This is a genomic window from Pantoea sp. PvP021, assembly GCF_054056055.1.
Genome location: NZ_JBSRXX010000002.1, coordinates 486,844 through 513,805 on the forward strand (window position 1 = coordinate 486,844; position 26,962 = coordinate 513,805).

Annotated in this window: 26 protein-coding genes; 21 read left to right on the top strand and 5 right to left on the bottom strand. The window is 53.1% G+C overall.

Annotated elements, in window-relative coordinates; all coding sequences use genetic code 11:
- Position 1: 1 nt before the first annotated feature.
- Positions 2-1,555 (bottom strand): pyridoxal phosphate-dependent decarboxylase family protein, encoded by a 1,554-nt coding sequence (locus ACVKSX_RS11465; RefSeq protein ID WP_033780266.1) that lies wholly within the window; start codon positions 1,553-1,555, stop codon positions 2-4.
- A 440-nt stretch (positions 1,556-1,995) separates the two neighbouring features.
- On the opposite strand from ACVKSX_RS11465, the gene ACVKSX_RS11470 reads away from it, so the two are divergent.
- Together ACVKSX_RS11470 and ACVKSX_RS11475 are read left to right on the top strand one after the other, a co-directional pair.
- The gene (locus tag ACVKSX_RS11470; RefSeq protein WP_010247063.1) at positions 1,996-2,307 is read left to right on the top strand and encodes a type II toxin-antitoxin system HigB family toxin; all 312 of its coding nucleotides are present in this window, start codon (positions 1,996-1,998) and stop codon (positions 2,305-2,307) included.
- The gene (locus ACVKSX_RS11475) at positions 2,304-2,717 is read left to right on the top strand and encodes a helix-turn-helix domain-containing protein (protein WP_010247064.1); all 414 of its coding nucleotides are present in this window, start codon (positions 2,304-2,306) and stop codon (positions 2,715-2,717) included. The genes ACVKSX_RS11470 and ACVKSX_RS11475 overlap by 4 nt, the downstream gene beginning before the upstream one ends.
- 115 nt (positions 2,718-2,832) lie before the next feature.
- On the opposite strand, the gene ACVKSX_RS11480 is transcribed toward ACVKSX_RS11475, so the two are convergent.
- Genes ACVKSX_RS11480 through ACVKSX_RS11490 form a run of 3 tightly spaced genes read right to left on the bottom strand, consistent with a single transcriptional unit; the run spans position 2,833 to position 5,016 of the window.
- A complete protein-coding gene (locus ACVKSX_RS11480; RefSeq protein WP_010247065.1) occupies positions 2,833-4,206 on the bottom strand; it encodes a PTS ascorbate transporter subunit IIC in 1,374 nt (457 codons plus the stop codon).
- Positions 4,207-4,245: 39 nt separating this feature from the next.
- Positions 4,246-4,518 carry a PTS sugar transporter subunit IIB gene (locus ACVKSX_RS11485; RefSeq protein ID WP_010247066.1) on the bottom strand — a complete coding sequence of 91 codons (273 nt, stop codon included), beginning with the start codon at positions 4,516-4,518 and terminating at the stop codon, positions 4,246-4,248.
- Positions 4,519-4,566: 48 nt separating this feature from the next.
- On the bottom strand, positions 4,567-5,016 hold the full coding sequence (locus ACVKSX_RS11490) for a PTS sugar transporter subunit IIA (RefSeq protein ID WP_010247067.1): 450 nt from the start codon (positions 5,014-5,016) through the stop codon (positions 4,567-4,569).
- A gap of 576 nt (positions 5,017-5,592) precedes the next feature.
- Between ACVKSX_RS11490 and ACVKSX_RS11495 the strand changes: the two genes are divergently transcribed.
- From ACVKSX_RS11495 to ACVKSX_RS11580, 18 genes are all read left to right on the top strand, one after another.
- Positions 5,593-6,327, top strand: a complete 735-nt coding sequence (locus ACVKSX_RS11495) for a GntR family transcriptional regulator (protein WP_010247068.1) — start codon at positions 5,593-5,595, stop codon at positions 6,325-6,327.
- A gap of 385 nt (positions 6,328-6,712) precedes the next feature.
- Positions 6,713-7,201, top strand: coding sequence for a type VI secretion system tube protein TssD (gene tssD, locus ACVKSX_RS11500; protein ID WP_354438589.1), 489 nt, complete (start codon positions 6,713-6,715; stop codon positions 7,199-7,201).
- A complete protein-coding gene (locus ACVKSX_RS11505) occupies positions 7,201-7,563 on the top strand; it encodes a tlde1 domain-containing protein (protein ID WP_346526427.1) in 363 nt (120 codons plus the stop codon). Before tssD ends, ACVKSX_RS11505 begins: the two co-directional genes overlap by 1 nt.
- Entirely contained in the window at positions 7,560-8,135 is a 576-nt protein-coding gene (locus ACVKSX_RS11510) for a hypothetical protein (protein ID WP_354438587.1), read from the top strand. The genes ACVKSX_RS11505 and ACVKSX_RS11510 overlap by 4 nt, the downstream gene beginning before the upstream one ends.
- Before the next feature lie 413 nt (positions 8,136-8,548).
- Positions 8,549-9,547, top strand: coding sequence for an MsnO8 family LLM class oxidoreductase (locus ACVKSX_RS11515; RefSeq protein ID WP_022624350.1), 999 nt, complete (start codon positions 8,549-8,551; stop codon positions 9,545-9,547).
- A 23-nt stretch (positions 9,548-9,570) separates the two neighbouring features.
- Positions 9,571-10,722 carry an amidohydrolase gene (locus ACVKSX_RS11520; protein ID WP_167423164.1) on the top strand — a complete coding sequence of 384 codons (1,152 nt, stop codon included), beginning with the start codon at positions 9,571-9,573 and terminating at the stop codon, positions 10,720-10,722.
- Positions 10,723-10,802: 80 nt separating this feature from the next.
- Positions 10,803-12,116 (top strand): LLM class flavin-dependent oxidoreductase, encoded by a 1,314-nt coding sequence (locus ACVKSX_RS11525; RefSeq protein ID WP_354438585.1) that lies wholly within the window; start codon positions 10,803-10,805, stop codon positions 12,114-12,116.
- An 11-nt stretch (positions 12,117-12,127) separates the two neighbouring features.
- Positions 12,128-13,069 carry an ABC transporter substrate-binding protein gene (locus ACVKSX_RS11530; RefSeq protein ID WP_031590717.1) on the top strand — a complete coding sequence of 314 codons (942 nt, stop codon included), beginning with the start codon at positions 12,128-12,130 and terminating at the stop codon, positions 13,067-13,069.
- Between the two features lie 10 nt (positions 13,070-13,079).
- Positions 13,080-13,598, top strand: a complete 519-nt coding sequence (locus tag ACVKSX_RS11535; RefSeq protein ID WP_354438582.1) for a GNAT family N-acetyltransferase — start codon at positions 13,080-13,082, stop codon at positions 13,596-13,598.
- 9 nt (positions 13,599-13,607) lie between these two features.
- The gene (locus ACVKSX_RS11540; RefSeq protein WP_010247074.1) at positions 13,608-14,534 is read left to right on the top strand and encodes an amino acid ABC transporter permease; all 927 of its coding nucleotides are present in this window, start codon (positions 13,608-13,610) and stop codon (positions 14,532-14,534) included.
- Positions 14,518-15,312 (top strand): amino acid ABC transporter ATP-binding protein, encoded by a 795-nt coding sequence (locus tag ACVKSX_RS11545; protein WP_022624346.1) that lies wholly within the window; start codon positions 14,518-14,520, stop codon positions 15,310-15,312. Before ACVKSX_RS11540 ends, ACVKSX_RS11545 begins: the two co-directional genes overlap by 17 nt.
- Positions 15,309-16,208, top strand: a complete 900-nt coding sequence (locus ACVKSX_RS11550) for an ABC transporter substrate-binding protein (protein ID WP_010670374.1) — start codon at positions 15,309-15,311, stop codon at positions 16,206-16,208. Before ACVKSX_RS11545 ends, ACVKSX_RS11550 begins: the two co-directional genes overlap by 4 nt.
- Before the next feature lie 156 nt (positions 16,209-16,364).
- A complete protein-coding gene (locus tag ACVKSX_RS11555; RefSeq protein ID WP_010247077.1) occupies positions 16,365-16,925 on the top strand; it encodes a non-canonical purine NTP pyrophosphatase in 561 nt (186 codons plus the stop codon).
- The gene (locus ACVKSX_RS11560; protein WP_010247078.1) at positions 16,922-17,716 is read left to right on the top strand and encodes an SIR2 family protein; all 795 of its coding nucleotides are present in this window, start codon (positions 16,922-16,924) and stop codon (positions 17,714-17,716) included. Before ACVKSX_RS11555 ends, ACVKSX_RS11560 begins: the two co-directional genes overlap by 4 nt.
- Before the next feature lie 158 nt (positions 17,717-17,874).
- Entirely contained in the window at positions 17,875-18,219 is a 345-nt protein-coding gene (locus tag ACVKSX_RS11565; RefSeq protein ID WP_354438579.1) for a YebG family protein, read from the top strand.
- Positions 18,220-18,834: 615 nt separating this feature from the next.
- The gene (licT, locus tag ACVKSX_RS11570) at positions 18,835-19,668 is read left to right on the top strand and encodes a BglG family transcription antiterminator LicT (RefSeq protein ID WP_010247080.1); all 834 of its coding nucleotides are present in this window, start codon (positions 18,835-18,837) and stop codon (positions 19,666-19,668) included.
- A 137-nt stretch (positions 19,669-19,805) separates the two neighbouring features.
- Positions 19,806-21,668 (top strand): PTS beta-glucoside transporter subunit IIABC, encoded by a 1,863-nt coding sequence (gene bglF / locus ACVKSX_RS11575; RefSeq protein ID WP_354438578.1) that lies wholly within the window; start codon positions 19,806-19,808, stop codon positions 21,666-21,668.
- 12 nt (positions 21,669-21,680) lie between these two features.
- Positions 21,681-23,075, top strand: coding sequence for a glycoside hydrolase family 1 protein (locus tag ACVKSX_RS11580; RefSeq protein ID WP_354438576.1), 1,395 nt, complete (start codon positions 21,681-21,683; stop codon positions 23,073-23,075).
- A 68-nt stretch (positions 23,076-23,143) separates the two neighbouring features.
- Here ACVKSX_RS11580 and ACVKSX_RS11585 read toward each other — a convergent pair whose 3' ends face one another.
- Positions 23,144-24,271 (bottom strand): Fic family protein, encoded by a 1,128-nt coding sequence (locus tag ACVKSX_RS11585; protein ID WP_354438575.1) that lies wholly within the window; start codon positions 24,269-24,271, stop codon positions 23,144-23,146.
- Positions 24,272-24,793: 522 nt separating this feature from the next.
- Here ACVKSX_RS11585 and ACVKSX_RS11590 point away from each other — a divergent pair.
- Positions 24,794-26,734 carry a methyl-accepting chemotaxis protein gene (locus ACVKSX_RS11590; protein ID WP_354438573.1) on the top strand — a complete coding sequence of 647 codons (1,941 nt, stop codon included), beginning with the start codon at positions 24,794-24,796 and terminating at the stop codon, positions 26,732-26,734.
- Positions 26,735-26,962 lie beyond the last annotated feature (228 nt).

The window sequence follows — 26,962 nt, forward strand, 5'->3', positions numbered from 1 at the left end:
CTCACTGTTTCGCCGCGTTCAGCGCAGACGCACGTACCTGCTCGCGGCCATAGTGCGCGATCAGGCTCAGCACATCTTCGATGTCGGCGATGGTCGTGGTGGGATTTAACAGGGTGAATTTCAGGTACTGACGCCCATCGACTTTGGTTCCTGCAATCACTGCGTTGCCGGAGCGGAAGAGCGCTTTACGGATAGCGGCGTTGATTTCGTCGATCTGTGCGTCGCTGGCGTTTTTGCCGGGCACGTAGCGGAAAATCTGAGTCGTCAGCTCAGGCGCGTGCAGCACTTCGATAGCAGGATGCGCAGTTAACCGCTCATGAGCCGCCTGTGTCAGCTCTATCAGCGTATCGAAAGCGTCACCCAGCGCCGCCGGACCCATCACGCGCAGGGTCAGCCACATTTTCAACGCATCAAATCGGCGGGTGGTCTGAATGCTTTTGTTGACCAGATTCGGTGTGCCTTCCTGCTGGGCACTGAGCGGATTCAGGTAATCTGCATGGTGCGTGACATGCTTCAGGTTGTGGCTGTCCCGCACAAAGAACGCACCGCAGCTGACGGTCTGGAAGAAAGATTTGTGATAATCGACGGTGACGGAATCAGCCCGTTCAATGCCATTCAGGCGTGAGCGATGATTCTCTGAGACCAGCAGCCCACAGCCGTAAGCGGCGTCAACGTGCATCCACAAACCATAATTGTCACAGAGACGGGCAATCTCCGGCAGCGGATCGATGCTGCCAAAGTCCGTGGTGCCGCTGGTGGCAACCACAGCAATCGGGATCAGCCCTTCACTGCGACATTTCTCGATCTCCTGCGCCAGGCACGCTGCGTCCATACGGTAGTGGGCGTCGTGATCAACGGCGATAACTGCGTCATAGCCCAGCCCTAAAATCGCCATCGATTTCTGGATGCTGAAGTGGCTGAGTTTCGAGGTAAACACCCGCCATTTCGACGCGGTCTCAGGCAGGCCGCGATGTTTAATCAGATGCCCCGGATGATGTGCCGCGCACCAGCTATCACGCGCCAGCAGCATTGCCATCAGGTTGGATTGGGTGCCACCGCTGGTGAAGATCCCATCAGATCCGGCAGGCAGGCCGATGCGGCCAAGCGTCCAGTCGATCACCTTCTGCTCAATCAGCGTACCGCCTGCGCTCTGATCCCAGGTGTCGACCGAGCTATTCACCGCCGCCATAATCTGCTCAGCCATCAGAGAGGGCAGTACGACCGGGCAGTTCAGGTGCGCCAGATATTTAGGGTGGTGAAACCAGACGGCGTCACGCAGATAGAGCTGACTCAGCTCTGTCAGAGCGTCATCGTTGTTACCCAGCGGACGATCGAGATCGACCTCACTGAATTCCGCCGCCAGTTCATGGGGCAGGATACCGCTGAAAGGCTTCTCAACGCCGGTAACGGTACGGGTCATCAGCGCCAGCACCTCCTGAGTCTGCTGCGACCAGGCCGCCAGTTGCTGATCGTTAAAAATAGCCGTTTCGGCACCGCTGGCATTGGATGCTGGCGCGAGATCCTGTGCCGCCTGAGTGGATGAGCGTAAAAGCATGTTCAGTTCCTGTGCGTTAATACCAGTGACCCTGCCGACGTAAGGTCAGCAGCGTTGGATGTCCGCTCAACAACTCCAGTAAACATAAAACTAACTAACCAGATAAAAACCCTGACCATTAAATGGATTAGTGTTTTCACCTTAAAAAGAGTAAATACCGCATATTATTTGTGGATTTGGCAGCGTTAAACGCTTTGTTATATGCGGATGAGAGTGTAAATGTTAATCATTATCATTCAAATGTTTTGTTGTTAAATTTTATTTATTAGTATGTCTAATGTTGAAAATGTGATGTTGATCACTTTTCTGGATCGGAATAGTCCTTTTTTTACTAGGTTTAGCGCCAGCAATTCATTCAGAACTCATCTGCGTGTGTTCCATGTTGGAAACATTAGCTTTGTGGGTTAGAATGTTTCCAACATGGAAAGTTTGAGAGAAAAATGCATATCATCTCAAGAGGGCCGTTCAGGGAAGCGGCAATAATTTATCCAAATCATGCCTCCGCACTGGATGCGGCTTATCTGGTCCTAAGGGACGAAAACTTTGCCACGCCAGATGCGCTGAAAATTCGCTTTCAGAGCCTTGACCGCATGAAGTACCGGGAAAAGTGGTGGGTAATCGATGTGGGCGGAAACAGCCTGAGAATCATGTTTTATGCTGACTTTGATCGCGGCAAAATTTTTATCAAACACATCGTGACGCATGCGGAATATGACAAGCTGGTGAAGAAGTACCGGGAGAGTAAAGAATGATTACCGAAGCAATCCAGGCGACCAATGACCTGGTCAGAATTGTTCCCTTTCTGGGAGGCAGTACCGATAAAAGGGACTACGAGCAGGCGCTGGAACTGGTTGAATATCTGGTTGAGCACCAGCCGGACAGCCCGTTAGTAGAGATACTGTCTGATAAAGTCGCCCGATACGAAAACAGCGCCCCTGAGTTCGCTGCGTTTAACGCGCGTACTGATGCTATTCCGCGCGGAGTAGCACTTTTGCGAGTCATCATGGATCAGCACGGCCTGACTCAATCCTCTTTTGCGGATGAAATAGGGCAGCGCTCTTATGTCAGTCGTATCCTGCGTGGTGATCGTCCTTTGACGGATAAACATAAAGCCCGACTGGCAGCGCGTTTTAACCTGCCGTTTGAAGCATTCGCTGAATAACTTAGCCTGAACTTATATGAGTGCGGTTTTTTTTCTGGAAACTGAATGATGAAGGTATTCCGCAAACAACCAGAAAGCGCTCATTGCCCTTTCTGGTTGCCATTAAGCGTTACTATTACCCTGCATTCGTTTCTACAGGCACCTTCTTTTTAGCCGTAAAGTTATAAATCACTAACAAGCCAAAAATGCCGGTGATAATCATAGTAATGGTTCCCTTATCCATAAAGTGAGCCATATTACCCAGCAGGATGCCGGTGACGCCGAAGTCGGTATCCGAGAAGGTGGTGTTGGTCAGCCCTATCTGTCCGAGTACCGGCAGCAGGGCGACAGGCAGGAAGGTAATTAACAGGCCATGAGCAAAGGCACCGCAAATCGCACCACGCTTGCCGCCGGTCGCATTACCAAACACGCCAGCCGTAGCGCCACAGAAGAAGTGAGGAACCACACCCGGCAGAATCAATACCCAATGCAGCTGACCGAGAACAAACAGCCCCACCAGGCCACCGACAAAGCTGGAGATAAAGCCAACCAGCACCGCATTCGGGGCGTAGGGGAAAACAATCGGGCAATCCAGCGCCGGTCTGGCTTCCGGAACCAGTTTTTCTGAAAAGCCGGTAAAGGCAGGGACAATTTCAGCCAGGATTAAGCGCACACCCTGCAGAATGATAAAGACACCCGCCGCAAAGGTAATAGCCTGGATAAAGGAGTAAACCAGGTAGTTCTGACCATTGCTGAAATTAGCCTCTACATAGTCTTTACCGGCAGACACCGACAGGATTAAGTAGATAATCATCATCGTCAGAGATATCGAGATGGTACTGTCACGCAAAAAACTGAGGTTTTTTGGCATGTTCATCTCTTCGGTGGATTTAGATCCTTTGCCTACCAAAGAGCCGATCCAGCCTGATAAGACATAGCCAATTGTCCCGGTATGCGCCAGCGCGACATGGTCGCCACCAATGATCTTACGCATATAGGGCTGGGCGATCGCCGGGAAGGTGGCCATCAGAATGCCCAACAGCAGTGACCCGGTGTAAATAAGATGAATACCTTCAAAACCAGCAACCGATAAAATAATCGCGATCATACAGGCCATATAAAACGTCACATGCCCTGAGAGGTAGATATATTTCAGTCGGGTGAAGCGGGCGACAACGATGTTGGCGACCATGCCGAAGGCCATGATCATCGTGGTAGGCGCACCATATTTTGCCAGAGCGATAGAGACCATCGCTTCGTTATTAGGAATGATGCCCTGAACATCAAACGCATGTTTGAAAATGTCGCCCAGTGGCGTCAGTGAACCGACCAGAACGGTTGCGCCGCCTGCCAGTACCAGGAAGCCCAGAATAGTTTTTACCGTGCCCTTGATAACATCAGGAAACGGCTTCTTCTGCGCAATCAGTCCGAAAAATGCCACCAGTCCGACTAATATAGAGGGCACTTTCAGCACGTCGACGACGAACTGCAAAAGATTTTGAGTAAACATATTAACCTCGAGGGTAAGGTGTTTATCTAATTATTAGCGTCACTTTTTCTCAAAATACTCACGTATTTTCTGCTCCACTTCTTTCAGGTCAATGATGTTATTAATGATGATGACCTTCTGTTCAGGAAGGTTTGCGCTATAAGCAATGTCTTTGGCCATAACAAAAACATCTGCCACATCGGGGGTGACAGAGCCGAGATCCGAATGTTCCACTTCAGCTTCAACACCGATCGTTTTAAGCACTTTCTTGATGTTCATTTCCATCATGAAGCTGCTGCCTAAACCTGAACCACACACCGCCATAATTTTCATATCAAACCTCATTAACTAATGATTAAAAGTCGCGTTTCAACGGGCAGACTAAACGCCTGATAAAATCGTCATGAGCGCTTCTTTGCTGCTCGCATTGAATATCTGCGCCATGATCTCTTCATCGGACAGCACTTCCGCCAGCTGGGAGATCATTTCGATATGGCTATTACTGTCCGGTGCGGCAAACATGAAAATAGCCTTCACCGGATCGTTTTCTTCGGAGTCAAATTTCACTGCTGTACCCAGCAGCACAATCGACAACCCCAGTTTGTGTGCGCCTTGTTCCGGGCGTGCGTGGGGCATGGCAATCTGGGGCGCGATGACAAAAAAGGGGCCGATCTCCTCTTTTTGCTGAATAATCGCATCAATATAATCCTGCGATATTGCGCCCTCACTGAGCAGAGGACGTCCCGCAATAACTAACGCTTCCTGCCAGTCAGTCACGCTTTCGACGTACTGGATTTTCTCGTTATTTAACCACTTAGCCAGGTGTGACATCGTCTTACTCCTCCTGTTTAAATGCGCAATAAAATTTAACTAAACGCATAAACCGTGTGGCGTTTGCCTGCTCCCGGTTACGCATAACCCATCTCATATAAAATTTTCTCAACCGGAACAGGGCCTGTTATGCATTCCGATTTTTCATAAATTCCTGAGTATGTACAGTCAGTTTCCCTCAAAACCCCCGTTATCACTTTTTTAGATAAACTTTCTGTCAGCAGAGCGAGACAAAAATCGAATGTAGTAAAAGGAGGTAACATCCTTAAAAGTCATGATTTTCATGTAGTTATTAAAAAAATATTTTCTCATTGTTCAGATGGGGTTATATTTCACAACGGTCATCACATCTGTACATGTTAAAGGTGTCTAGTCATCCTGATGATGTCCTTCGACGTGTACGGACACAACATGTAAAGTTAAAATATTGCTTATCAGGCTTAACATCAGTGCCAATTTGATAAGTTGATCACATATTCAGCTAGCGGAAGTGGTACTCATCCGGCAATGTCAGGCAGAACTGTACTGACACGGATTAGAGGGAGTCTGTCCTTCACTCAAACGGGAAGAAAGCCAATGGTTGATGGCATTACTGAAAAACAAAAAGAGGTTGTTGATTACATCCTCAATAAAATTAAGGATGATGGCCTTCGACCCGGAGAGAAACTGGATACCGAAATATCAATTGCCAAAAGTATCGGCATTACTCGCGCAACGGTGCGTGAAGCCACACGCATTCTGGTGGAGCAGCAGAGAATTTACCGGGTTAAAGGGTCGGGTATTTTTGTCGGTTCCACGGAGATGAGTAGCCAGGCGAACCGATATCATGTGCTTTCACCTTTTGATTATCAGGCGCAAAGAAATGGTCATAAAGGTGTAAGAAAAATCATATCGGTCAGCATAATCAAGGTTCCTTCTGCTGATATCGCTCAGGCGCTGCGTATTAAAAACAGCGATCAGATCTATAAAATTTTACGCCTGATGTGTTTCGATGACATCCCGGTAGCTCTGGAACATATTCACCTGCCGGTTAATATGTTTAGCAGCATGGAGTTCAGCAAGCTGGAACTATCAAAATATGCCTACATTGAAGAAGTTACCGGTAAGAAAGTGCAGCTAAGGGACCAGCATTTAACGGCCGTCAATCTTACGGATACACAGTCGCTTACTCTGCTTAATTTAGCAGAAGGGGATGCTGTCATTCAGCTTAATGAAACTGTTTATCTCGACGACGGCGTTCCATGTGAAGTGAATGTGGCGCTTATCAACACCCGATTTTTCCCGTTGAAACAAAATTCGCAACGGCCTTAGAAAAATACGCTTTGGACACCTGTTTTTACGGATATCAACGCTATTACTTTGCGCAGACATCGACAGGCAAGCGATCCTGAATCAGCTGACTCCGGGATGGAGTTTGCGCTTTGGCATGTAAGCAAGTGTGCCAGGCAGCATGCTTTAATCAGCCGCTCTCGGTACCATCAGACAAAATGATCTTTCATCTAAAAATAAAGTTGTTCAATATCATTATGATTTTAATGTACATGAGTAATTACTTGATGGCTTAACTTGTTTTTTCGCTAAAAAACCCAAAGAAATGCCATCACTTGATTGATATCAAAAACCCTTCCAATACTCTCTTGCTAAAAAGATATAACAGATGATTATTACACTGTCTGATAATAAAAGGGAGTTTGTAATGACTATTCCAGTTTATCTATGGCTTATGGATGATAGTGGTAAAACCATAAAAGGAAGCGTTGATGTAAAAGGCAGACAGGGAAGTATAGAAGTGAGCGAACTAATGCACTCTATTGAACAACCCACAGATACTTTAACCGGAAAAATCACTGCAAAATGCTTACATAGTTCATTCTCATTTATGAAAGAAATTGACAGTTCTTCTCCCTGGCTTTACAAAGCCCTGTGTACAGGGAAGACATTAAAGTCAGCAGTATTTAAATTCTATAGAATAAATAATAACGGACAGGAGGAGGAGTATTTTAGAACCAGCCTTGAGAACATTAAGGTTACAGAAGTAGATTCCCTGATGATGGGTGTTAAAAAACACCAGTGGGCCAGGCACAATCATGCTGAGTTTATTGATTTTTCCTATAAAAAAATTACAGGGCATTATCTGGACGGCAATGTCATTTATTCTGATTCATGGAACGAGAGGAATGGATAATGGCATGGGAATATGATGTCACAACACACACCTTCAGCCGCAATGGTGAAACATACACCGCAGATTACGCCGGGGCGACAGGTTATAAGAATTATTTTTCTCAGGAGTGCGTAAGCAGCAAAGGCCCACTACCCAGGGGCAGTTATACCATTGGTTCTCCGCATAATTCAGTTCATACCGGAAAATATACTCTCGACCTCACACCCGCTCTGAGCAATGCCATGTGTGGCCGCTCTACGTTTCGCATTCATGGAGCAAGCAAGAAGCATCCACTGGATTCATCTGAAGGTTGTATAATCGCTTCACTCAGTGTACGAAAAAGCATATGGGCAAGTGGTGACAGGGAGTTAAATGTTAAATGAAATCACTTCTTATCATTACAATATTTTCTCCTGCTGTGATGGCTACTCAGATGACTGGCTTCGGCGCCAGTTATTATGATGACAAATCATCCGTCACTTATCACGACACACGCAAAGACTTAGTTCCCGAAGTAATCATTGGTGACAGGCTTTTTGCAATGGAGTTTAGCCGCCTTGAAGACATTGCAAAACAGACCGGAGCTGTGGTTAACCAGGATAATCAGGCATCGTGGCTCTGCCTCACATCCAGAAATGTAAACTTCTGGTTTATTTCGGATAATGAGATGGGGCAGGGAGACTTAACGACGATAGCCATTGCGAGCGAGGGAAGGAAAAAAGAGTGTTCTGAATATAAAGGGTATTTGAATGTCTCTGTTACAGGTATCCCTTTACTCAACGCATCTTCAGACACTCTGTTCTCGACGTTCTCCAGTAAGCCAGAAGAGAAAATTAACCAATATTGCAATGATTCACGTCGATACGGAGAATTTACTCAGTTGAATTGCCTTCAATATTATCGTGAAAACAGCACAATCAAGGGCGTAATGATCAGCCAGGTTACGGCCAGTTAACAATATTCCGGAGGCTACATGCTGTGTAGCCTCTGACTTGTACGAATGCTTACAAGACTTATTTGCCAGCCTCATTTTTCTGCCCCGTTAAGAGTCGACTCAGTAATGCTCAATCCCTGATGAATGAAATTCCTGCAGTCGTGGCTAACAGCTGTCATCTCTCCATACGTAAGACGATTTTCTGCAAACCTTTGCCAGTTCGCCGATTTTACTCACCTGAATATCAGGCAACAAATAGCGTTATACGCAAAATATCTGCCTGATTACCTGTTTCAGAGCCCGTTTTCCCTCTTTCACTTCTCACTGTTCTCCATTATGACGAAATCAATAATGCATAAAACAATATGATGTTTTACCAATGATCGACTGCGCAGCACACTGGTCTGCAACCGGAATAAACAAGGACCAGGTGAATGGCATATCGATTAAGTCTGTTAGATAAAGCGCCCGTGCTGCAGGGTGAATCACCCACCGCGGCGCTGCAGCGCACGCTGCAGATGGCGCAGCGGGCAGAGGAGTGGGGTTATCACCGCTTCTGGCTGGCGGAACATCACAACACCGCGCAGCTGGCCAGTCCTTCACCTGAGGTATTGATTGCCTGGATCATTGCCCAGACACGACATATTCGCGTCGGATCGGGCGGCGTGATGTTGCAGCACTACAGCCCTTATAAAGTGGCAGAGAACTTTAATCTGCTCGCTTCGCTGGCACCGGGCCGTATTGACCTCGGCGTGGGCAAAGCACCGGGCGGACTTCCACTCTCCACCCATGCGCTGCAACAGGGTGTTGATGCCGCTAAAAAAGGAAGCTTTGCCGAACAGCTTCAGCTGCTTGATAGCTGGCTGAAGCCCGGTCAGGCTGATCCTGACGATGAGGGTTTAGCCGCCACGCCACTGCCGCCACGTCCGGCGAACCGTTTTCTGCTGGGTGCCAGTGAAGAGAGCGCCCGGCTGGCCGCGAGTCTGGGCTGGCAGTTTGTCTTTGCCGCTCACCTTAATGGCGACCGCCAGTTGCTGGAGCACGCACTGAGTACTTACTCCCGCCTGAGCCAGGGTCAGCGCGCCCTGGTGGCCGTGCAGGTGGTGGTGGCCGACTCACCCGCCGGGGCTGACCTGCTGGTAGCCAATCTTCGTCACTACCATGTAGCGGTGAAAGATGGCCCCAGCGTCAACGTCGCCAGTCTGGAACAGGCGGAGCGCTATGTGCGTCAGGGTGGATACCGCGATTATCAGATTGAGCCGCGCACGCCGTCACTTCTGAAAGGCACGGCGGCGCAGGTTCATGCCCAGCTGGACGCGCTGCATCATAATTTTGACATTGATGAGTTTGTTATCGACACGCCGATTACTGAGCCGGTTGCACGTCTGCAGTCACTTGAACTGCTGGCCACGCATCATCTGGTCGCAGCCTGAATCCCCGTCAGTGGAGAGTCATCATGAACCCTGAGTCACAACTGATTGAATGGCGACGCGAACTGCACACCTGGCCGGAGCTGTCGGGTCAGGAGTTCGCCACCACCGCGCGACTGCGGGGCTGGTTGCAGGCGGCGGGTATCCGGCTGCTGGACTATCCACTGGAAACTGGCCTGGTGGCAGAAATTGGCAGCGGAGAGACAGTGATCGCGCTGCGCGCCGACATCGATGCGCTGCCGATCCATGAGGCGAGCGGGGTGCGTTTTCACTCCCGCCATCCTGGCGTGATGCACGCCTGCGGTCATGACCTGCACAGCGCGGTGATGCTGGGTGCGGCCTTAAAGCTCAATTCACAAGCCGATCGGTTAGCTGGCCGGGTGCGCATCCTGTTCCAGCCCGCTGAAGAGATAGCGCGCGGTGCGCATCAGTTCATTGAGGCGGGGGTACTGGATGAGGTGCAGGCTATCTTCGGAATGCACAACGAGCCTTCGCTGCCCGTCGGCACCTTTGCCACCCGCAGCGGGGCGTTCTACGCGAATGCTGACAAATTTATTATCCGCGTCACCGGCAAAGGCGCACATGCCGCGTATCCAGAGCAGGGTGTCGACAGCATTGTGACGGCCAGCCAGATTATCCAGGCGTTACAGGGACTCACCAGCCGCAGCTTCAGTGCCCTGGACAGTCTGGTACTGAGCATTACCCGCATCGACGGCGGCAAAAGCTGGAATGTATTACCCGGCGGCGTTGAGTTTGGCGGCACGGCCCGAACCCACGATTTACAGGTGCGCGCCGAACTGGAACAGCGGGTGCGCACGCTGGTTGAGCACTTCGCCGACGCCAATGGCGCGCAGGCAACCCTCAGCTGGCATCCTGGCCCGCCAGTGCTGATCAACGATGCGCACTGGGCGACCTTCAGCAGCGAAGTGGCGCAGCAGGCGGGCTATCGGGTGCAGACCGCCGATCTCCATCTGCTGGGTGAGGATTTTGCCTTCTATCTGCAACAGGTGCCGGGGGCGTTTGTCAGCATCGGCAGCGCCAGTGACTTTGGTCTGCACCATGCCAGCTTTACCCCGGATGAGGCGCTGATTGCGCCCGCCGCCGACTACTTCGCCCGACTGGCTCGCCAGGCGCTGCAACATCTTAACGCGCGATGTCGGGAAGCCATTCTGAACTGAATTCATCTGCAACCCGCTACAGCACGATGGTTCTGACCACCGTCGTCGGGCATCGCTACGACTAAAAAAGAGAGAGCATCATGACCACAAGACAACTTCGGCTGGGTACCATTCTGCATGGCGCATCGGGAAACATGTCTGCCTGGCGCCATCCGGCGGCGCAGGCCGATGCCAGTATTAATCTGGATTACGCCAAAAAAATCGCCCGCAAGGCGGAGCAGGGCAAACTCGATTTTCTGTTTGTCGCCGACGGGTTGTTTATTAACGAAAAGTCGATCCCGCACTTTCTGAATCGCTTTGAGCCGCTGACGCTGCTCTCGGCGCTGGCGGGCGTCACTGAACATCTGGGGCTGGTCGGCACGGTATCGACCTCTTACAGCGAGCCGTTCACCGTGGCGCGTCAGTTTGCCAGCCTTGATCATCTCAGCGGCGGGCGTGCAGGCTGGAACGTGGTGACGTCACCGCTGGAAGGCTCGGCCAAAAACTTCTCGCGTCAGCAGCACCCGGAGCACGCATTGCGTTACCGCATTGCCGATGAGTATCTGCAGGTGGTGAAAGGATTGTGGGATTCGTGGGAGCAGGATGCTTTTGTGCGTGATAAGGCCAGCGGACAATTTTTCGATCCGGCGAAGCTGCACACGCTCGATCATCACGGTGATTTCTTCCAGGTACAGGGGCCGCTGAACATCGCCCGCACGCCGCAGGGTCGTCCGATTGTCTTCCAGGCGGGCGCGTCCGACGACGGTAAAAAACTGGCGGCGCGTCATGCTGACGCCATCTTCACCCATCAGCCGACGCGTGAAGAGGCGCAGGCATTTTACCAGGATGTGAAACAGCAACTGGTGGCGAATGGCCGTCAGCCAGACGATTTGCACATCTTCCAGGGTGTCAGTGTAATTGTTGGCGATGATGCAGAGGACGTGGAGCGCCAGTATCAGACCACGGCGGCGCTGGTGTCGATTACCGATGCGCTTAACTACCTCGGGCGTTTCTTCGACCATCACGACTTCTCACAGTATCCGCTGGATCAGCCGTTCCCGGATATCGGTGACATCGGTCAGAACAGCTTCCGCAGCACCACCGACGAGATCAAACGCAAAGCACAGCAGCATGGGCATACCCTGCGCCAGGCCGCGCTGGAAGCGGCAACACCACGCCCGCTGTTTCACGGCACGCCGGAAGAGGTGGCGGATGGTTTGCAGCTCTGGTTTGAAACCCACGCCACTGACGGCTTCATCATTAACGGCGGCACGCCCGATACCTTTGAACGTTTTGTCGACCGTGTGGTGCCGATTCTGCAGGCTCGCGGCCTGACGCGCCGCGACTATCCGGGCAGCACGCTTCGTGACAGCTTCGCCCTGAAACAACCCGTTAATCAGTTCACCTCACAATAAGAGCACAAGCCATGAACAAAACATCGCGTCTTATCGCCCTGCTTATTCTGGCGGCCAGTAGCCATGCGCTGGCTGAAGATACCAGCGTCTCCTATAACGGCCAGCGCGTCAGCCTTGAAGCTAACAAAGCGCCGATCAATACCGTGAAGAATCCGGAGGCGATCGCGCAACTGCCTGCGGGTCACCATTTTGTGGTGCCGGGTTCTTTTACCGTGGCAGTCGCCGCGCTGAACTCCCCGCCGTTAACGGTGTTTTCCGATGACAATAAAACCCTGCTTGGCAGCGAAGTGGATATTGCCCGGCTGGTGGCTGACAGCCTGGGATTAAAACTCAACGTGGTGCCAGCTTCATGGGAAGACTGGCCGCTGGGCGTGGCCTCGGGCAAGTATGACGCGGCGATCTCCAACATTACCGTGACCAAAGATCGTAAAGAGAAGTTCGACTTCGCCACCTACCGCAAAGATTCACTGGGTTTTTATGTCAAAACCAGCAGCCCGATAAAGTCACTGACCAAAGCAGAAGATATTGCCGGGCTGAGGATCATTGTGGGATCCGGCACCAATCAGGAGGCGATTCTGCTGGCGTGGGATAAAGAGAATCAGGCAAAGGGACTGAAAGCCTTTACGCCGGTATATACCAAAGATGATGCCGCACAGACGCTGGCGCTGCAGGCTGGCCGGGCTGATGCCTACTTTGGTCCCAATGTGATTGGTGCCTGGAAAGCGGCACTGACCGGCAAAACCCGTCTGGTCGGCAGCGTCGATGGCGGCTGGCCCAAAGCGGCGCACATTGCCGTTACCGTGAAGAAAGGCAGCGGTCTGGCGGAACCGATCAGCACCGCGCTGAACGGTGTGATCGGCAACGGTGACTATCAGAAGGTGCTGAACCGCTGGGGTGAAGGTGTTGAGAAGATCGATCGTTCCGAAATCAATCCCGCCGGGCTGGGCGACTAAGGAGCTGACCATGAGTGAATCCACTTTTCGCGAAGTTTCACCCGACGCGCCGGAGTTGCAACCGATCCTGGGCGGCCTGTTTGGCGAATATTCCGCACGCTATGGCGACTATTTTTCCCGTCGTAACGAGCTGGAACAGGAGCTGACCGAATGGTATCTGCCGCCGCAGGGGCTGTTTATCGTGCTGGAGCGTGACGGCGAGATCATCGCGATGGGCGCTTATAAACCCTATGACCCGCAGACCGCCGAGCTGAAGCGCATCTGGACCCGCAGCGATCTGCGTCGTCAGGGGCTGGCGCAGGTGGTGTTACAGGAGCTGGAGCGTCGCGCTTTACAGGCGGGCTATCAGCGGCTGTTTCTCACCACCGGCTTCCGTCAGCCGGAGGCGGTGCGGCTCTATACCGGTCACGGTTATCAGCCACAGTTCGATCTCAGCGGGGATCTGGAGCGTTATGGCCAGCCGCCGCACGACGGACGACTGCGTTTTATCAAAGTGATCAGCGTCTATAACGTCGCCGCGGCGAGTTAAGAGGTGACCATGAGCAAACATCAACATCTGCAGGTGGTGCCGGCACGCTACCCAGCACGCACGGCAGGGGCTATCGTTGCGCTGTTTATTCTGGCAGGCGTGGTGCAGTCAGTGGCCTTTAATCCGCGCTGGGAATGGAGCGTGTTTGCCCGCTGGTTCTTTGACCCGGTGATCCTGCACGGTCTGGGTCAGACGCTGCTGCTGACGCTGCTGGGTACGATATTCAGTCTGTTTCTGGGCGGTCTGCTGGCGCTGGCACGTCTCTCCTCATCGTGGCTGCTGAGCACGCTGGCGTGGGGTTATATCTGGCTGTTCAGATCACTGCCGCTGATTGTGGTACTGATCATTCTTTATAACTTCTCCTATCTCTACGACACCCTGTCTGTCGGCATTCCGTTTACCGGCCTCTCCTGGGGGGCGTATCAGACGATTAACGTGCTGGGGCAGTTTCAGGCAGCCGTTATCGGTCTGACGCTGGTGCAGGCGGCCTACAGCGCGGAAATTATTCGCGGCGGGATACTCGGCGTCGATCACGGTCAGGTGGAAGCCGCGTCCGCGCTGGGTCTCTCCGCCACACGCCGCACCTTCCGCATCATTCTGCCGCAGGCGCTGCGCGCCATTATTCCCACCGCGTTCAACGAGATAATCAGTCTGGCGAAAGGCACATCCGTGGTTTATGTGCTGGCGATGCCGGAGCTTTTCTACACCATCCAGATGATCTACAACCGCAATCAGGAAGTAATCCCACTGCTGATGGTTGGTGCCGCCTGGTATCTGATTATCACCACCGTGTTGTCCGTGATTCAGTACAACGCCGAACGCTGGATGGCCCGCAGCGTCACCCGTGAACCGCAACCGTCGCGCTGGCGACAATGGCGCAACCGCGTCACGCCACTTCATCCGACCGAGGAGATCAGCCATGTCCGAAGCCATTGATTACCGCAACTCACACACTACCGGTGCCATCAGCATCACCGGCGTCAGTAAACGATTTGGTAAACATAAAGCGCTGGATGATGTATCGCTGTCACTGGCACCGGGGTCCGTCACGGTGATCCTCGGGCCGTCCGGCTCCGGTAAATCCACGCTGCTGCGCACCATCAATCATCTGGAACGGGTCGACGAAGGATTTATTCAGATTGATGGCGACTACATCGGCTATCAGCAGCGCGGCAATAAGCTGTATGAACTGAAAGAGAAGGCGATTCTGCGCCAGCGCATCAACGTCGGCTACGTGTTCCAGAACTTCAATCTGTTCCCACACCTCAGCGTGCTGGATAACCTGATTGAAGCGCCGATTGCCCATCGTCAGTTAACGAAACCGGAAGCGATACAGCGTGCAGGCGAACTGCTGGATATTGTGGGCCTGCGGCATAAAGCCGATGCGTGGCCGCGTCACCTGTCGGGCGGGCAGCAACAGCGCATCGCGATTGCGCGTGCGCTGATGCTCAATCCACGGGTCATGTTGTTCGATGAGCCGACCTCGGCGCTGGATCCTGAACTGGTGGGCGAAGTGCTGGATGTAATTAAAAAGCTGGCGCGTTCCGGCACTACGCTGGTGATTGTGACGCATGAGATCGGCTTTGCCCGGGAAGTGGCGGATAACGTGGTCTTTATGGTGGATGGCCGGATTGTGGAACAGGGCAGCACCACCCAGGTGCTCAATAATCCGCGTCATGAGCGCACCCGCCGTTTTCTGGCGCGCGTGTTATGAGGGCATTAACGTTAACGGTTCTGACGCTGCTTCCGGCGCTGGCCTGTTCTGCGGCTGAGAAGCTCGATGTCCTGCAAAACGAGACGCCGATTCATGCCCCGGCCAATCCGCAGGCTATTGCTCAAATTCCGGACAATTACCGCTTTATTGAACCGGGCACCCTGACGGTCGCTACCTCGGCGACCAACTCGCCGCCGCTGTCGCTGCTGGCGTCTGATAACGTCACGCGGATCGGCAGCGATCCCGATATCGCCCGACTCCTTGCTGATAGCCTGGGGCTGAAACTCAGGCTGGTTCCGGCTTCCTGGGAGGACTGGCCGCTGGGCATCAGCGCCGGACGCTATGATGTTGCGATGTTCAATATTGCCGTGACCGAAGAGCGCAAGAAGAAGTTCGATTTTGCAACGTATCGCGCCGACAACCACGCTTTTGCGGTGAAAAGCGACAGTCATATCAGCAAGATTAATAGTCCGGCGGATATTGCCGGTAAGCGGATTATCGTCGCCTCGGGCACCAATCAGGAGCGTATTTTACTGAGCTGGGATGAGCAGAACCGGGCTAAAGGTCTGCCTGCGGTAACGCCGATTTACCTGACTGATGATGCCTCCGCGACGCTGACGCTACTGTCGGGACGGGCAGATGCGATGTTTGGCCCTCACTCGATGGCGGCCTGGAAAGTGGCGTCACGCGGACAGACAAAGCTGGTTGGCAGCGGACCGTTTCGCGCCTGGGTCGCCGTGACCACCAAAAAGGGCAATGGCCTGGCACCCGCGCTGCAGGCTGCGCTGGATGGCACCATCGCAGGCGGGCAGTATCAGCAGGTGCTGGCACGCTGGGGCGAACAGGATGAGGCCATCACTCAGTCCACGGTGAATCCACCCGGCATTGTTTACTGAGTCTGCAGAACCGGCTCGCCTGCTGCGGCCGGTTCTGCGCACTTCAACCTGATGAGCACAGAATTGAACTACACTCTCCAGCGTTAGTGATTTATCCTGCCCGCCTGTTTCCGTAAAATCCTCACTGCGTGGCGGAGTAATTGACCTGGAAGCCCCATGAAAATCAGATTCCTTTCTGCCAATGAGCAAAAGCTGGCGGAGGTGCGCAAAATACTCGAACCTGTCGGGGTCGAAGTTCTGCCCATCGCCCGTCGCATCGAAGAAATTCAGACTGAAAACGAACTCGACCTGGTACGCGACAAACTGACCAAAGCCTTTTCGCTGATTGGGCGACCGCTATTTGTAGAGCATACCGGCCTCTATCTGGATGGCCTCAATGGCCTGCCCGCCGGTCTGACCCGCATCTTCTGGAACCGCCTGGACGCTGAGCGCTTTACCGCGCTGGTGCAGGGGCTCGACAGCCAGGCCGTGACGGCCAAAACGGTGCTGGGCTACTGCGATGGCCGCAAAATGTACCAGTTTTCGGGTGAACTGCGCGGCACTATCGCCGCGAAACCTGCCGGAACGCGTGGCTTTCAGTGGGACTGCGTCTTTATTCCCGAAGGCTATGAGCAGACGTTTGCTGAAATGGGCGAACTCAAGAATGAGATCTCGATGCGGCGCATCGCGCTGGATCGCTTCGCCACCTTTTTAAAAACCTCGCGGGGCATGGCATGAAACCTGAACTCAAACGCGCCTATGATTCCGGCAAACTGATTCTGTTTGCCGGTGCCGGTATTTCGCGCAATTTTGGCCTGCCCGAGTGGCATGAACTGATTGCGCATCTTGCTAATGAGCTGGGTTACGATCCAAAAATCTTTAATACCTATGGCACGCACCTGTCGCTGGCGGAGTATTACAAACAGAAAAAAGGTTCGCTTGGCCCGCTGCGCAGCTGGATGGATCGCGAATGGCATCGCCCCGATATTGATGTCCGCTCTTCTGAAATTCATACCATGATTACCCAGGGTAACTTTTCGCGTATCTACACCACCAATTACGATCGCTGGCTGGAAGCGGCGCATGAAGCGCACGGCGTACCCTATTATAAAGTGGCAAACGCCGCGGACCTGGTTTCTCTCACTGAAGATAAGCGTCACATCATCAAGCTGCACGGTGATTTTGATGATGACACCTCAATCGTGCTCGATGAGAGCAGCTATTTTGAACGCCTCTATTTTGATTCGCCGCTCGACATCAAACTGACTCACGATGTGATGGGCAACTCAGTACTGTTTGTCGGCTACAGCATCAGTGATTTCAATATTCGCCTGCTGTTTTACCGTCTGACCAAGATGTGGGGCCGCACCGGGCTGGCAACCGCCCGGCCAAAATCGTACCTGTTCACTAACCGGAACAACCCGGTGGCCAAAGAGGTGCTGGGGCAGTGGGGGATTGAGGTGATCGTCTCGGAAGAGGACGATCCCCGTAAGGCATTGGCGATGTTTCTTGAAGAGCTGCTGGTGTAGCCGCCGGCCCTCGCGGCGGAGAATGTGTCAGGAAAAATGAAAAAAGCCTGTGCCAGGTTAAGGTTAGCCCGTGCACAACCGATAAACTCTATTCTCTGCTGGCAAAGCAGGATCGGCATGATATACTGTATGCATACACAGTACCTGAGGGCGAGAAGATGGCTGTTGAAACAAAATTTGTAGTAGTCAGAAAGGGTGAAGAGAAGATGACGTTTGCCAATAAGAAAGAGGCCGATGCCTACGACAAAATGCTCGATATGGCCGAAGCCTTCACCGACTGGCTGTTACAGCATCAACCTGCACTGGATGAATCTCAGGCAGAAACGCTGGGCCTGCTGATTGCAGAGCAGAAAGATGCCGTTCAGCATATTCTGCGCACCAGCAAACTGCCAGAAACGGCAGCAGCACCCGTCTCTCAGCCAGAAGCTGTCTCAGACTATAGCGCGGATGAGCCGCAGGAAGAGCCTGCTGCAAAGAAAGTACGCGCCGTTAAAGCCGCGTAATCTCAACAGCGCCGGAAGCGAACCTTCCGGCGTTGCTGTTTCTGAATAGCGGTTTGAGCTGTTCTCCTGCTAAATCCTTTACAGATAGTCTTCCTTCCACTCTTTTACCCTGCATAACGGGCTCTGACGCTCAACAGAACGATTTCACACATTAAGGGCTTTTCGTCCGATAAATCAAAACATTGTGATCAGTGACAAAAGCGTTCAAAGCGGTGTGTTTTTAATCGCTAAATGGCAGTTAATGAACACTGCAGTCCATTAGTCGATTTTTCAGACGACCTTCCTCGCATGACTATCTTCCTCCCATAACGTGAGTTTTCATTCCACTGAGCGTCATACCCCTTTTGCTGCCCGGAACCGCACCCCCGGCTTTAATACTGGTCTCGTCCGGCGGGTATCGCCACATGCAGGATGCCTGGGTGACTGAACTCAACACGGTAGTCACTTTTTAAGTTAATAAGAGGATTTCGATCGCTGTCACGCTTTTTGCCCTGACAGATTGAGGTCACGACTAAAACTGATAGAGTTCCCGAACTGGATTGTTACTGCTTAGGCAGGCAAAACCTGACTTCTGGCCTCTGTCGGATGTCAGGTTTTTTTGTTTCTGGGGTTCCGATGAAAATCGCCAAAATTCTTAATAACAACGTGGTGATGGTTCAGGATGAGCAGGGACGCGAACAGGTCGTGATGGGGCGTGGACTGGCTTTCCAGAAGCGCATCGGTGACAGTCTCAACGCTGCGCACATTGAGAAGGTATTTGCGCTGCAAAGTGATCTGCTGGTACGTCGGCTGGAGGAGTTGTTACACCAGATCCCTCCTGAAGTGATGACCACCTGCGACCGCATTATTGATCTGGCAACACAACGTCTGGGGACATTGCAGGAGAGCTTGTATATCACGTTGACCGACCACTGCTACTTTGCCATCGAAAGGCAGAAAAAAGGTCTGGCAATTAAAAATGTGTTGCTGTGGGATATCAAACGCCTCTACCCCAAAGAGTTCGAACTGGGTCAGGAGGCCAGGGCTATCATTTCCCGTCGTCTGAATGTCGAACTGGCGGAGGATGAAGCCGGATTTATCGCGCTACATCTGGTGACGGCGCAGCTCAATAATGAAATGCCGGAAGTGATGCATGTCACCAGGGTTATGCAGGAGATTCTGCAACTGGTGAAGTATCAACTGCAGCTGGAGTACATCGAATCGTCGCTGAGTTACCAGCGTTTTGTCACTCATCTTAAGTTTTTTGCTCAGCGGATGCTGACGCGTACCGTGGTGGACGATGACGATGTATCGCTGCATACAGCAGTAAAAGATAACTATCCCAAAGCCTGGAAATGTGCGGTGAAAATCGCGCAGCATCTGCAACAAAGCTATCAGCGTGATCTGACCGCAGAAGAGATCATGTTTCTCGCCATTAACATCGAACGGGTGAGAAAAGAGGGGCAATAAGCTCTATAAACCGGATTGTTACTGCTTAACGCAGGCAAAACCTGAGCGCGAACTCTGAAAGGAGGACGTTCTCAGGTTTTTTTCATTTTTGGCTCAGTTAACTGATGTCCGCAGGCATCGGTTGTAAGGAAATCGAGATGGAATATCACACGCTGGCGCAGGATATCCTCAGCCATATTGGTGGCCGGGAGAACATCGTAAGTCTGGTTCATTGTGCCACCCGGTTACGCTTCAAACTGAAAGACAACCATAAAGCCGACGCTGAAGGACTGAAGAAAAATCCGGACGTTATTATGGTCGTTGAAAGCGGCGGGCAGTTTCAGGTGGTGATTGGCAACCACGTTCATGATGTCTGGCAAGCTGTGCGTAGTGAAGCGGGGCTGGCTGATGAGCTTTCTGCAGCAACAGAAGGGGAAAAGACCGGGGGTAGTGTTTTCAATCATCTGATCGACATTGTATCAGGTATTTTTACCCCGTTTATCGGCATTCTCGCCGCCTCCGGGATCCTAAAAGGTTTACTGGCGCTGGCCGTGGTCTGTGGCTGGCTTTCTGTTGAAAGTGGAACGTATAAAATCTGGTTTGCAGCCAGTGATGCCCTGTTTTTCTTCTTTCCTCTGGTGCTGGGCTACACCGCCGGGAAGAAATTTGGCGGCAATCCCTTTATTACCATGGTGATTGGTGGGGCGCTGACCCACCCGACGATGATTGTAGCTTTTAATGCCAGCCAGCAGTCCGGTGAAATGACGGACGCGTTTCTCGGCATCCCTGTAACCTGGTTTAATTACAGTGCGTCGGTTATCCCGATTATTCTCGCTGCATGGGTTAGTTGCTGGCTGGAAAAACAGAGCAGCCGGCGACTTCCCGCCTCCATGAAAAACTTCTTTGCGCCACTGATCTGTCTGAGCGTCACCGTGCCGCTGACCTTCCTGGTGATTGGCCCACTGGCCACGGGCTTAAGTCAGATACTGGCGAACGGTTACCAGTGGATTTATGCGCTGGCACCCTGGCTGGCTGGTGCCGCCCTGGGCGCGTTGTGGCAGGTCTGTGTGATTTTTGGTTTGCACTGGGGACTGGTGCCACTGATGATCAACAATCTTGCCGTACTGGGGCATGACTCAATGCTGCCCATGCTGTTGCCTGCTGTCATGGGCCAGGTTGGCGCGGCGCTGGGGGTGTTTCTGCGCAGTCGGGATGCACGACAGAAGATGCTGGCGGGTTCATCCGTGACCGCAGGAATCTTTGGTATCACTGAACCGGCTGTCTATGGCGTTAATCTGCCGTTGCGCCGTCCCTTTATCTTTGGCTGCGTGGCGGGCGCTATTGGCGGTGCCATTGTCGGCCTCAGCAGCACCCACGTTTATTCATTTGGTTTTGCCAACATCTTTACCATCGCACAGATGATCCCACCTGGCGGTGTGGATTCCACGTTATGGGGCGGTATTGCCGGGACGCTACTCGCGCTGACACTGGGTTGCGGCATGACGCTGGTAGCGGGCATGCCCCGAAACACGGCGCCAGACGCAGCGCTCCCGATTACCCCTGGCGAAGATGACATTCTGTCACCGATGACAGGCACCGTTCTGGGGCTTGGTCAGATTCCCGATCCAACCTTCGCCAGTGGCCTGCTGGGACAGGGTGTGGCCATCATCCCTTCTGATAATAAAGTCATTGCGCCTTTTGCGGGTGAGGTGGCCTCCCTGTTTCAGACCCGACACGCCATAGGACTCCTGAGTCACAGCGGGATTGAGCTGTTGATCCATGTGGGTATCGATACCGTCAGGCTCGACGGCAAACCTTTCACGGCACATGTACAAGTGGGCGACGCGTTCAGGGCCGGCGATCTGCTGCTGGAGTTTGATCGTCAGGCCATTCTTGATGCCGGATATGACCTGGCAACACCGATCATTATCACTAACAGCGATGAGTATCCTGAGGTGATGACTGTGGCAGGGACCGCGGTCACTGCAGGTACGCCTTTACTCAGCGTCACTCGTCAATAAAAGGAGAACAGGATGAAAACTTTCCCGGATTCATTTTTATGGGGCGGTGCTGTTGCCGCTAATCAGGTTGAAGGCGCATGGCGGGAAGAGGGCAAAGGCCTCTCAACCTCCGACGTTCAGCCACAGGGAATCTTTGGCCCGGTATCGGAGCGCGTTGAGGGCAGCCAAAGCCTTAAAGACATCGCGATCGACTTTTACCACCGCTATCCGGACGATATCAGGCTGTTTGCAGAGATGGGGTTCAGCTGTCTGCGGGTTTCAATCGCATGGACGCGCATCTTTCCGAACGGTGACGAGCAACAACCTAACGAGGCCGGTCTGGCCTTTTATGACCGGTTATTCGATGAGCTTGCCGCACATCACATTACTCCACTTGTTACGTTGTCACATTATGAGATGCCCTGGCACCTGGTGAAGCAGTATGGTGGCTGGGGTAACCGCCAGGTGATTGGCTTCTTTGAGCATTATGCCCGTACGGTGTTTGCCCGCTACCGGCAGAAAGTCAGACTCTGGCTGACCTTTAACGAAATTAACATGTCGCTTCACGCGCCGATGACCGGTGTGGGTCTGCCGGAAACCAGCAGCAAAGCTGAGGTGTATCAGGCAATTCATCATCAACTGGTCGCCAGTGCGCTGGCGGTGAAAGCCTGCCGCGAGATTAACCCGGACGCCAGCATTGGCAATATGCTGCTGGGAGGGCTGGTCTATCCACTCAGTTGTAAGCCTGATGATGTGCTGGAAGCGCTGCAGGAGAACCGGAAATGGCAATTTTTTGGCGATGTTCAGTGCCGTGGCGTTTATCCGGGCTATATGTTGCGGTTCTTTCGTGAGAATAATATTCAGCTGGATATCACGGATGCCGATCGCCAGATACTCCAGTCGACCGTCGATTTTATCTCGTTCAGCTATTACATGTCCGGCTGCGTGACCGCCGATGAGACAATGAATCAGCAGATGCGGGGTAACATTCTGAGCATGGTGCCAAATCCTCACCTGCAGAGTTCTGAATGGGGCTGGCAGATTGACCCGGTGGGCTTGCGGACCTTACTGAATCTGCTGTGGGATCGTTATCAGAAGCCGCTGTTTATTGTTGAGAACGGACTGGGCGCCAAAGACATACCGGATGCAACGGGCGTCGTGCAGGATGATTATCGCATTAGCTACCTCAACGATCATCTGGTTCAGGTGCGTGAGGCCATTGACGATGGCGTGGAGGTCATGGGTTATACCAGCTGGGGACCTATCGATCTTGTCAGCGCATCAAAAGCCGAATTGTCTAAGCGTTACGGTTTTATTTATGTTGACCGCGATGATACCGGGGAAGGTTCGCTGGCCCGCAGCCGGAAGAAAAGCTTTTACTGGTATAAAGAGGTCATTGCGACCAACGGGGCTTCACTTAAAGAGTAATTCCCGCACTCAGGAGTAGATCACAACGATCGCGATGTACTCCCGGTTAGCAGTTAAAACAGCCTGGCTCAGGGCGTCTCGCGGGAGTTAACCTGATAGCGGGTACTCCTGCCTCCGCCTTCAAGCCGGTAAAGGCAGCCTTTTTCAACCAGATCGGCCAGATGACGGGTCGCGGTGGCTTTACTCACTTTGGCGACCTTCTGGTACTGACTGGCGCTGATCCCCAGTTCGAAACCCTGCTCGCCGCCATCCAGCAGCCGGTTCAGCACTTTCACCTGTTCCGGACTCAATCCCATTCCCTTATGCCGCAGCCAGAAACGCGCTTTCATCTGAGTGCGATCGATGACGTTCATCGCCTGTTGCAGACTCTCATCCAGGATATCAAGAAACCACACCAGCCAGTGGGTGATATCCAGGCCGCCTTTCTGCGTCTGCTCAAGGATGCGGTAATAACCGGCACGCTGCGTCAGAATGGCGGGTGACATGGCATAAAGCCGGATGCTCTGACTGTCGGCCTGCGCCAGCGCCAGATCGGTTAACGCACGCGTGATACGACCATTACCATCATCAAAAGGGTGCAGGGTGACAAACCAGAGGTGGCAGATGGCGGCGCGCAGCAACGGGTCCAGCATCACATCATGCTGACTGCTGTTGAACCACTCAATAAACTGCGCCAGTTGCGGCTCCAGTCCCTGTCGCGGCGGCGCTTCAAAATGCACCGTGGGACGATCGATGCGACCTGAGATGACCTGCATCGGCTCACTGCCGCGCAGTGTGCCGACGCTCAGGCGCTGTACCGTCCACTCATCGGCCGGGAAAAGCCAGCGATGCCACTGACAGAGACGCTCAGGCGTCAGCGGCTGGCTGCGGTTGTTGATGGCATCGAGCATCATGGCAGCCAGGCCTTCTGAACGATCGGAGACCGGATAGGGCTGCTCTTCCGTCACGCCTAACCGACGCGCCAGCGATGAGCGGACCGATTGCACGTTGACCCGCTCCTCTTCAATCGCGGAAGAGGAGAGGATATTGCTGAGCAGGGTATCCAGCGTCTGGGTTTCACTGTCTGAATGCAGGCTGGCACGGCCCAGCAGCAATCCGCGCTGCTGCTGCAGATGGCGCAGGCGCGGTAACAGCACGGCGTCCTGCCACTGAAAATGGGGCCAGTCCGGCTGTTGCCAGATCCAGGTAACGCTCATAATCGGCTCACGCTAAGGGTGGATGAGCCGAATAAAGAAGGTTATTCGGCTCACAGAATGAGTCGATAATAGCGAATATTTGGCTCACAGGCCAACCCAGCTGAAGTGAGGGCAAAAAAAAGGACCCGAAGGTCCTGTTTGCTTAGCGGGAGAACTGCATAAAGGTGTCTGAATAGTAGTGAACGATCCAGGCGACATACGCCAGCCAGACAACCATCCCGACAGCTAATCCTGATTTACCGATCATTGTTCTATCTCCACTGCGATAAGGGGACTACAGCAACTGTTGACATAAACTGACAGTAATGGCGGGCACCAGTATTGTTGCAGATCAAAAAAAGGCCGTTCATTCGCAGCGCCATAATCCCTTTGCGATCAACTTCCCGTAATCACGCGCTGTGAGACCCCCATCACGGCGGGGAAATGGCCATTAAAGTTCAAAAAAACGCCGCCGATAGATGATCTCAGGAGCACCATAACTACAAGGAGGTATTGAGCCAGGTAAATTTCAGGGGAAGCACTATGGTCAGTCAGTTAACACATAAGAAAAGAATGAGTACCCGTGCCCAGATGCTGATCATGGGTGGTTTAACGATAGTGCTGGGATTTACCGTGACGATTGGGGTTCTCAGCTGGCAATCCGGTAAAGAGCAGAAGGCGCTGGCCGAACAATATCTGCAGCAGATTGCGCAGAGCCGTGCCTTACAGGTGCAGCAGGAATTGAGCCATGCACGTGATGTCGCGAGTCACCTTGGACAAAGTCTGATTGCCTTGCCCCACGCTGGTATTACCGATCGCAAAGCGGCCGATAAGGTGATGGAGTATGCGCTGCGTGCTAACCCTGACTATCTGTCGATGTCAGTGATATTTGAACAGAATGCGTTTGATGGCCGTGATACCGAGTTCGCTTCACAGCCGGGTCAGGCACCGCAGGGCCGCTATGCCTTTTTTGTCGATCGTGACGCGTCAGGTACTTACTCGATGCATCCGCTGCTCTCCTATCTGACACCGGGTCAGGGTGATTACTATCTGATCCCGCAAAAAACACAAAAAGACACGCTCACCGAACCCTATAGCTATGCCTATAACGGCGTACCGACGTTGCTCACCTCCGTCGCCGCCGCGATTATCGATCAGGGCACCTTAAAGGCGATCGTTACCTCTGACATTTCACTGGCATCACTGCAACAGAAAGTGAATCAGATCAAACCCTGGCAGGGAAGCGGCTATGCGCTGCTGCTTTCTAACGGCGGGAATGTGGTCTCTTCGCCGGTGAAAGATGAAGCCGGGAAGCCCTGGAAAGGCGAAAAAGAGGGTTTTACGTCGAAAGTCGTCCAGCGATTTGATGCCGTGCTGGGTGAAGACGCTTTAGTCACCTGGCAGCCGGTGATGATAGGTAACAGCGACAAACCCTGGTATCTGGGCGTGGTGGCACCGGTCAGTCAGGTGATGGCCGCCTCAAACCGGCAGCTGATGTGGGCGGTGATCCTGATGGTCGTGAGCGTTCTGCTGGTCGGGACGGTGCTGGGCATGCTGTTCAGCCGTAAAGTGTTGCGTCCGATTGGCGGTGAGCCGGCTGAAGCGGCGCATATTGCGCTGGCCGTCGCCGATGGCAAACTGGATAACGCGATTGTGGTGAAAAACGGCGATCGCAGCAGCCTCTTTTTCGCCCTGGATACCATGCAAAGCCAGCTCCGGCAGATTGTCGGGCAGATTAAAGATTCCAGTGAATCAGTACGCCAGGGGGCGGGTGAAATTGCCAGCGGAAACCTCAATCTGGCGTCACGCACCGAACAACAGGCCGCCGCGCTGGAGCAGACCGCAGCCAGCATGGAGCAGATCAGCGCCACGATTCGCCTGAATGCCGATAACGCGCAGCAGGCGACCAGCCTGACTGAAAACGCTACCCACATCGCCAGTCGTGGTGCCTCGCTGGTGGGTGAAGTGGTGCAGACCATGGCGCAGATCGATGACAGTTCGAAAAAGATCGGCGACATTACAACCATGATCAACAGCATTGCCTTCCAGACCAATATTCTGGCGCTGAACGCGGCTGTAGAAGCTGCACGTGCCGGTGAGCAGGGACGCGGTTTTGCGGTGGTGGCTTCTGAAGTGCGTAATCTGGCCCAGCGCAGCGCGAACGCGGTGAAAGAGATCGGCGCACTGATTGAAGAGTCGAGCGTGCGGGTCGAGAGCGGCGTCCGGCTGGTAAACGATGCCGGTAAAACCATGCAGGAGATGATGCAGGCGGTGAATTCGGTGCAGGGGATTATCGGTGAGATTGTTACAGCATCAAGCGAACAGGCGCGTGGCATCAGTCAGGTAACGATTGCCGTCAATGAAATGGATGGCGTCACCCAGCAGAATGCCGCGCTGGTGCAGCAGATGTCGGCTGCCGCCAGTTCGCTGGAGGATCAGGCGCAGCAGCTGTCACAGACGGTAGAGCAGTTTCATCTGGCGTAAGCAGGCGTATGTTTCCTGATCCAGACTCTGCTTCACAAAATAAAAACCCGCCGCTGGCGCAATGCTGATCAGTTAAGATTGGATTTGTAAAGGCTGTCACGGTTAAACGTGACAGCCTTTTTTTCCGGGCGAGCGAGCCGCAGTGCGGGCCAGCGCACCTCTGCTGCTGCCGGGCCGTCCTCGCGCCGCTCACGCGGTACCTTCGGCTTTGACGTCGTGCCGACGAAC